Here is a 7564-nt window from a genome sequence, read left to right as displayed (position 1 = left end):
GAGCATCAGAACCAAAAGAGACAACAGAGCCAGAATTTATTAAACTTTTTATGGGATAGGTCCACCTACCTCTTTTACCAAGATACTTTTCTATCTTTTCCACATCAAGATAGATGTGAGAAGGCTGAACAGAAAGGTATGGCTTTATATTTTTTATCTTCTCTATAAGGGATTCTGAGAGGATTTGAGCATGTTCAATTCTGTGATGAAGATTCCTTTTCTTCCAAAATCTCTCAAAGATAGAGAGTATAATCTCATTTGCCATATCTCCTATAGAGTGAACCCAAAGAACAAGGTTGTTATCCTCTATCTTCTTAAATATATCTTCAAGTTCCTCCTCATCAAAATAGATAAGACCCCTATTCTTTTTTTCATCTTCAAACCCCTGCTTCATAAAGCAGGTTTTTGAGCCAAGAGAACCATCAAGAAATACCTTAACACCGCCTATTTTCAAAAACTCATCTCCAAAGAAACTTCTTAAACCAAGAGAAATCAGTGAATCAAGTTTTTCAAGAGGTATGGAAGAAAAGATCCTCAATTTAAACTTACCTTCAATAAGAGTGTGAAGTATATCTCCATCCATATTGCAAATAGAGGTTATACCAAGAGAGTGAAGTTTTTTTATGCCTTCATTTATAATCTCCTTTTCAGAATACAAGGAATCTTTTAACTTCACAAGTTCCATTGCTCTATCTCTTAAAACTCCTGTGGGATTTCCCTCTTCATCCCTCTCTATCTTTCCGCCATGAGGGTCAGGAGTATTTTTATCTATGTTAAACTTCTTTAAAACGAGGGAATTTACCCAGAGAGAGTGACCATCCCTTCTCTTTAGAATTACAAATCTATCAGGAAAAATCTCGTCAAGTATCCTTTTGTCTGGCTTTACCTTCCACTTCTCATCATCCCATCCAAAACCATAGATAACTTCTCCTTTGGGCTTAAAGCTTTTTAAAACCTTTTTAACCTCTTCCATTGACTGGATACCTGATAGATTTAGTTCAAAAAGCGTTTTTGAGTAGGAGAGAAGGTGTATGTGGGAATCAAAAAATCCAGGAAGGACAAAATTTCCTTTAAGGTCTACTTCTTTATTAAAATTAATTCCAGTGGGTTCATGGTTACCAACATATTCAAAAACTCCGTCTTTTACAGACATGAATTTGTAAAGTTTGAAATTTTCTCCATAAATGTTTCCATTCTTAAATAGAATCCTCATCTTCTTTTAATATTTTTATAATGAGGTTTAACATTCTATAATTAAGCAACCAATCAATCTCCTTCATGCTTCTTAATAAAGCTTCTTTCATTTTGAGCCAAGCAGGTCCATCAGTCACCCATAAAAATAATACATTACTTTTCTTTGCCACTCTATACATCTCTATGTAACTTTCTGCTATAGAAATAGGTTTGCTTCCCATAACATTATAAAAATTGCACTCCACTATTAGTATTGGTTGATTGTGTTTATAGATAACTATATCATGAGTTTTCCCTTTACTCTTACCTTTAGTGATTTTTGGATAAAGTGAGAAATTAGGATCGTTGTTTACCGAGACATATTCTTTTGTTATAATTTTGCTTACCTTGTTTTGACACATCTTTTCAAATATATCTCCGCTTCTATTCTTTCGTGCATTTGTATCAATCCCAACCTCTACTCCGAGTAAATAATCATGTATATCTTTTATTTCATGAAACAGATCAACAATCCCTGTTTTTATACAAAAATCTATAATTTTTGGAATTGAATTTTTATTAACTTTAGATCGTTTGAATTCAAAAATTAAAAATTGTTCTAATTCGGGATCAAATATATCAACTTTTCCATTTTTAGCTCTTTCAGCTATAAGAAAGGGGATAACCTCCACTATTTGTGGGTATTTTATTAGTAAAGATTGTAGATGTTTTCCTATTTCAGAAGGTTTTACCTTTGTTAAAGAGTTTAATAAAGAGAGTTCATCTAAATATTTATTTATTACTTTTCTGACTTTATTCCAGTCCACAAAGTATTCATAAGTTTTGTTTGAAGGTAGTAAAGTGCCAAAAAAACTTTTTACATACTCTTCAAAACTTTTGAAGCCCAATTTCTTAAATTTAATCATCCTTCCACCATTTTACACTAAATTTATACTTTTTATACTCTTTTTCACTCTCAGGTTTTCTGAAGATAAAAATATGTTCATGAGCAATAAGGTAAAATTCATATCTTTTAGCACGCCATCTTTCTCTGGTGGCTTTCATGTTCCATTGTAACTTAATAATGTCTTCTTTTAAAATAAAGCCTGAATTTAAAAAAGCCTGCATAACCCTAAAAGCAATTGGTATGTAGTGTTTGTGTTTTCTGGTATCTCCAATAAGAATTGCACAGATCTTTCCAGGTTTTAAAACCCTATAAGATTCCTCAGCTACCTTACTCATCTCTTTCAGATATTCTTCAAATGGAAGCTGTGATAGGTCATCACTGAGTTTTTTCTTTTTTGTGTATGAAATTATGCTCGCATAGGGAGGATGAGTAGCGATGAGATCAATGCTATTATCACTAATTTTATCAAGATTTCTTGCATCTCCCCAATATGTTTTTATTATTGGCTCCCTATATTCTTTGAATAGAGGATTATAGGAAAAATTCAGTCTATCTTTTGTAACCATCACAGCATCAAGATTTATATCCAGTCCAATAGCATTTCTTTCCAACAATTTCGCTTCTACTAATGTTGTGCCACTTCCCATCATCTGATCAAGAATCCAATCCCCTTTTTCAGTGTATTTTAGAATAAGATTTCTAGGGATATATGGTGACCAATTTCCACGGTAATTACCTTTGTGAGTAGCCCAATTTCCACGGTCGGGGAAACTCCATACAGTTGTTCGTTCAAGGGTGTAATCCTCGGGAGGACCAAAAGATTTAATATCCCAATTTTTCTGAAATTTTATCTCCACATCCTCTATTACAACCTTCTCTCTAACTTTAAGGAATTCCAAATAATCTTCCTGAGTTATCTCTTTCATTTCTTTATATTTTTTCTCACCTTTCATTATAAATCCTCATCTTCTTTTAATATATCTATTCTTATAGAATTCTCTTAATTTTTTAACTTCTTCATGGGATAAAATCTTTGGTTCTCCAATTAAGTGAGAGAGAATAAAAATTTCTGCTCCCCTCTCAACAAGTGTTGCAACCTTAAAAGCTTCTTTTAGCGTATCTCCAACGGTTACAAGTCCATGATTTCTTATTATAACAGCTTGTTTGTCTTTAAGGCGACTTACAACCTCAAGGGCAAGTTCCTTAGTTCCAGGTGGAACATAATCTGTAACCTCCACTTCTCCACCTATTCCTTGTGCCATGTCCTCTGTTAAAGGAGGAATTGGGATTCCAACTACAGAGAATACACCTGAATACACGGCATGAATATGAAGAATACCACGCACATCCTTTCTACTTTTATATATCTCCATATGTAAAAATTTCTCAGTGGAGGGTTTCTTACCAGAAATTATGTTTCCTTCAAGATCCATAACAACAAGATCTTCTCCTTTCATATCCTCATATTCCATTGCAGAGGGTGTTATCAGAAATTTATCATCCTCCACTTTCATACTCAAATTTCCCCATGTCCCAACTGTCAATCTGTATTCTAAAATTTTATTCACAACTCTCATAAATTCTTCTCTTTCCTTTTTGTAGTTCATCCTTAGCCTCACAGAATATAGGTTAAAAAGAATATAGAATATATGATAATACTAAGAAGAAGGGATTTTTTCCAGTTTAGATTGTACATATACCTAATTCCAATTAATGTATATACAAAGAGAAGGGCTCTTGGAGGGAAATAAAAGAAGAAAAGTATCTTTGATAGGGTAGTTGCATACTTCTGAAATGTGAAGAAGTAGATTAAAGGATAGGAGAGGGAGAGAAACTTATGCTGAAGAAAATAAAACAGGATAACAAAGAGAGTAAATGATGGAAGAGAGATTAATAATCCATCCTCTATGGATTTAAATAGTTTTCTTTCAACGCCAAAGATTTTTATAAAGACCTTAATAAAAAGAGAGAGGAATAAGAAAAATACAAGGTTAAATATTATCTGTATGAGAATACCAATGTTTACTTCCCGAGAGGAACCAAAGAGATTTCTTGCAGAAAAGTAGAGTAAAATAAAAAGAACTATGTAAATAGGAACTATAAACCAAAGGTAATTTTTTTCTTTTCTCTCCTCAAAGAACTTTTTCGGATTAACGAAGAGAAACAGTATATCCACTATGCATGCTCCTTTGCAACCTGCTGATGTGTCTTAACTTCTCCTGCACCAAATATGGCATACTTCGCACCAAGTGGTCCTATTATTTCAAAGAGAACAACAGTTGAAAGGACTATTGTTGTTATATATGAAAGTTCTGGAAAGAGATTCTTTATAAATACGGCAAAACCAATGGCAACTCCTGCCTGAGGAAGCATTGCAAAACCAAGATACTTCTGAACCTTCTTTGGTGCACCTGCAAAGAATGCTCCTATCCTTGAGCCAAATATTTTACCTAAACTCCTCAAGACAACATATCCAATTCCCATAAGCCCAAGCTTTGGAAGAAGGCTTACATCAAGATCTGAACCTGAAAGAACAAAGAAGAAGAGAAGGATGGGGGAAATCCAGTTTTCTACCTCACTAAAAATATTCCCTGCGTTGATACTAAAGTTTGCGAAGATAGCGCCAAGAGCCATATTTGATAGAAGGGGGGAAAGATGGAACTGTCTTGAAAGTCCACCAGTTATAAGGACAAAGGAAATTGCAAGGATAAGGGAATTCTCTTTAGTTTTCGTAAACCTTTCTAAAAATGTGAGTAGAAATCCCATTGCTGCACCTATGACAAGGGAAAGTGTTATCTCTTTAATAGGAGCAAAAACTGCCTCTCCGATACTTAATCCTCCACCCTTTAGAAGAACTCTCACAATAACAACTGATATATCAAAGAGGATAATTCCAACAGCATCATCAAAGGTAACTGCCATGAGAAGATAGTTTGTTAAAGTTCCTTTTGCCCTATACTCTCTTACCACCATAAATGTGGCTGCAGGAGCTGTCGCTGCAGCACATGCGCCAAGAAGAAGAGAAATTGGGACTGGATGCTTTACATATAAAATCCCAGTGGTTGTAAGGATTAGAAAGCCTCCTCCGACTATTACCGCTGTAAGTGTTGATTCAAGTAGAGATACAATTATACCTCTTGTTCCTATCTCAACTATGTTTTTCCACCTGAATGTATCACCAATCAGAAACGCTATAAATCCTAAAGCAACAACACTAATTATCTCCTCCCATCTCACTATGGAAGGGGAAACGATGTTTGCCACACTTCTACCAAGAAACGCACCAACAACTATATAGCTTAAAACCTTTGGAAGTTTTAATTTACTAAGAAGCCATGCAGCAAGAACTCCTGCAAGAATTATAATACCCGAGTTAAGTACTACATCCATACTATTTTTCTCCCATCTGATTCTTTGTTATGGGGTTGGCAAGACCATACATATGAAGTACCGGCAAAACAAACATTATACCTACCCCTGGTTTATCAATATTTCCAACAACATCAAAAACTACATCAATGGCATCCCTTAAAGTTTTTTCTGTCCTTATAACTGAAAAGATTGTAAAGTTATTTACTCTCTGCTGTGCTCCTGAAATGATCTTTCTGAAAGTTGTAAAAATTGGAACTTCCTCACTTAATAGTCTTCCCATACCTTGAGTCTCAATTACAGTGGCTCCTCTCACATCTACCTCTATAAATCTTTCCAGAATCTCTCTAACATGAGTCTCATGGTTTAATACCACAACAAGTAGATACATATTACCTCCTTTCAGTGAAATTATATAACTACTTTGTAAAAGAAAAAAGCCCCTGAATGTTCAGGGGCTTAAAATTTCACCTAATTATCTATTAATACTCTGGGGGCATTGGTGGAGTTTGAGGTTTCTCCTTCTCTGGAATTTCAGCAACTGCTGCCTCAGTTGTTAGAAGGAGAGATGCAATTGATTCCGCATTCTGGAGAGCAGACCTTGTAACCTTTGCAGGATCAATAATTCCTGCTTTAGTAAGATCCTCTATCTTATGAGTCATGGCATTAAATCCAACTCCATCCTCTGCCTCTTTGATCTTCTCTACTATCATTACACCCTTCTCTCCTGCATTATCTGCAATGAGTCTCATTGGCTCCTCAAGAGCTTTCCTCACAATGTTCACTCCTGCCATGTAGTCTGTGTTATCATTCTTTACGGAATCAAGAACCTTTTGAGCATTTACATAAACTACTCCACCACCAGGAACAACTCCTTCCTCTACAGCTGCCTTTGTAGCAGAAACAGCATCCTCAACTCTATGTTTCCTCTCCTTCATCTCTGTCTCTGTTGCTGCTCCAACCCTTATTATGGCAACACCACCTGAGAGTTTTGCAAGTCTCTCCTGAAGTTTTTCTCTATCATAATCTGATTTTGTCTCCTCGATCTGCTTCTTTATCTGAGCAATTCTTGCTTCAATGTCTTTCTTATCTCCCTTTCCTCCAACAATGGTTGTATTCTCTTTGTCAACCTTCACCTTGTCTGCCCTTCCAAGCATATCAAGGGTAACATTTTCAAACTTTATACCAAGATCCTGAGAGATAACCTGACCACCAGTTAATATGGCAATGTCTCTGAGCATCTCTTTTCTTCTATCACCAAAACCTGGTGCCTTAACTGCACAACACTGGAATGTTCCCCTTACCTTGTTTACAACAAGGGTTGCAAGTGCTTCACCCTCAACATCCTCTGCAATTACAAGGAATGGTTTTCCTGTCTGAACAATCTTTTCAAGTAATGGAAGGAATTCCTGAATAGACGAGATCTTTTTATCTGTAATAACTATGTATGGCTCCTTGAGCTCCACTTCCATTCTCTCAGCATCTGTTATAAAGTATGGAGAGATATATCCTCTATCAAACTGCATTCCCTCAACAACCTCCACCTTTATGTCTAATCCCTGCCACTCTTCTACTGTGATAACTCCATCTTTTCCAACCTTCTCCATTGCATTGGCTATAGCCTCTCCTATTCTCTCATCCTTTGAAGAGACTGTTGCTACCTCTGCAATTGTTTTCTTGTCATCAACCTTCTTTGCTGTGCTCTTTATATAATCTACAACTTTATTTACCGCCTCATCCATTCCCTTCTTAAGCATTACAGGATTTGCACCAGCAGATACAAGCTTAAGTCCCTGATGAACCATTGATTGGGCAAGAACTGTCGCAGTAGTTGTTCCATCTCCGGCAACATCGTTGGTTTTTGATGCAACCTCCTTCAAGAGTTGTGCACCAAGATTCTCAAACGGGTCCTTAAGCTCAATCTCTTTGGCAATGGATACACCATCATCTGAAACTACAGGAGAACCAAATTTCCTCTCAAGGACAACATGTCTTGCTGTTGGTCCGAGAGTTACTTTAACTGTATCTGCAACTTTATCAACACCATCAAGGAGTTTCTTTCTTGCATCTTCATCAAAAATTATGTTTTTTGCTGCCATCTTCTCACCTCCTTAT

The 7564-nt window shown here is 35.9% G+C and carries 8 protein-coding genes; all 8 read right to left on the bottom strand.

Annotated features, from left to right (window positions below):
* Window positions 1-1213, bottom strand: a 1213-nt coding sequence (locus J7J33_03410) for an amidohydrolase (GenBank protein MCD6168338.1), incomplete at its 3' end; no start/stop codon positions are given.
* Window positions 1197-2099: a hypothetical protein gene (locus tag J7J33_03405; protein MCD6168337.1), complete on the bottom strand. Its 903-nt coding sequence runs from the start codon at window positions 2097-2099 to the stop codon at window positions 1197-1199. The genes J7J33_03410 and J7J33_03405, both read right to left, overlap by 17 nt.
* Window positions 2092-3006 carry a DNA methylase gene (locus tag J7J33_03400; GenBank protein MCD6168336.1) on the bottom strand — a complete coding sequence of 305 codons (915 nt, stop codon included), beginning with the start codon at window positions 3004-3006 and terminating at the stop codon, window positions 2092-2094. Before J7J33_03400 ends, J7J33_03405 begins: the two co-directional genes overlap by 8 nt.
* A gap of 36 nt (window positions 3007-3042) precedes the next feature.
* Window positions 3043-3687, bottom strand: a complete 645-nt coding sequence (locus tag J7J33_03395) for a class II aldolase/adducin family protein (GenBank protein MCD6168335.1) — start codon at window positions 3685-3687, stop codon at window positions 3043-3045.
* Between the two features lie 8 nt (window positions 3688-3695).
* Window positions 3696-4256 carry a YIP1 family protein gene (locus tag J7J33_03390; protein MCD6168334.1) on the bottom strand — a complete coding sequence of 187 codons (561 nt, stop codon included), beginning with the start codon at window positions 4254-4256 and terminating at the stop codon, window positions 3696-3698.
* Window positions 4256-5470 (bottom strand): cation:proton antiporter, encoded by a 1215-nt coding sequence (locus tag J7J33_03385; GenBank protein MCD6168333.1) that lies wholly within the window; start codon window positions 5468-5470, stop codon window positions 4256-4258. The genes J7J33_03390 and J7J33_03385 overlap by 1 nt, the downstream gene beginning before the upstream one ends.
* Before the next feature lies 1 nt (window position 5471).
* Window positions 5472-5840, bottom strand: coding sequence for a hypothetical protein (locus J7J33_03380; GenBank protein MCD6168332.1), 369 nt, complete (start codon window positions 5838-5840; stop codon window positions 5472-5474).
* Window positions 5841-5931: 91 nt separating this feature from the next.
* A complete protein-coding gene (gene groL / locus J7J33_03375; GenBank protein ID MCD6168331.1) occupies window positions 5932-7548 on the bottom strand; it encodes a chaperonin GroEL in 1617 nt (538 codons plus the stop codon).
* Window positions 7549-7564 lie beyond the last annotated feature (16 nt).

This window comes from Caldisericia bacterium (genome assembly GCA_021158845.1).
Lineage (GTDB): Bacteria > Caldisericota > Caldisericia > B22-G15 > B22-G15 > B22-G15.
Note: the sequence above shows the minus strand (reverse complement) of the source record. Positions and strands in the feature narration are given on the sequence as shown.

Bases quoted from the DNA above. Each gene is read 5' to 3' on its own strand.
- J7J33_03395 (MCD6168335.1), bottom strand. From the start codon at position 3,687: ATGAACTACAAAAAGGAAAGAGAAGAATTTATGAGAGTTGTGAATAAA.
- J7J33_03400 (MCD6168336.1), bottom strand. From the start codon at position 3,006: ATGAAAGAGATAACTCAGGAAGATTATTTGGAATTCCTTAAAGTTAGA.
- J7J33_03380 (MCD6168332.1), bottom strand. From the start codon at position 5,840: ATGTATCTACTTGTTGTGGTATTAAACCATGAGACTCATGTTAGAGAG.
- groL (MCD6168331.1), bottom strand. From the start codon at position 7,548: ATGGCAGCAAAAAACATAATTTTTGATGAAGATGCAAGAAAGAAACTC.
- J7J33_03385 (MCD6168333.1), bottom strand. From the start codon at position 5,470: ATGGATGTAGTACTTAACTCGGGTATTATAATTCTTGCAGGAGTTCTT.
- J7J33_03405 (MCD6168337.1), bottom strand. From the start codon at position 2,099: ATGATTAAATTTAAGAAATTGGGCTTCAAAAGTTTTGAAGAGTATGTA.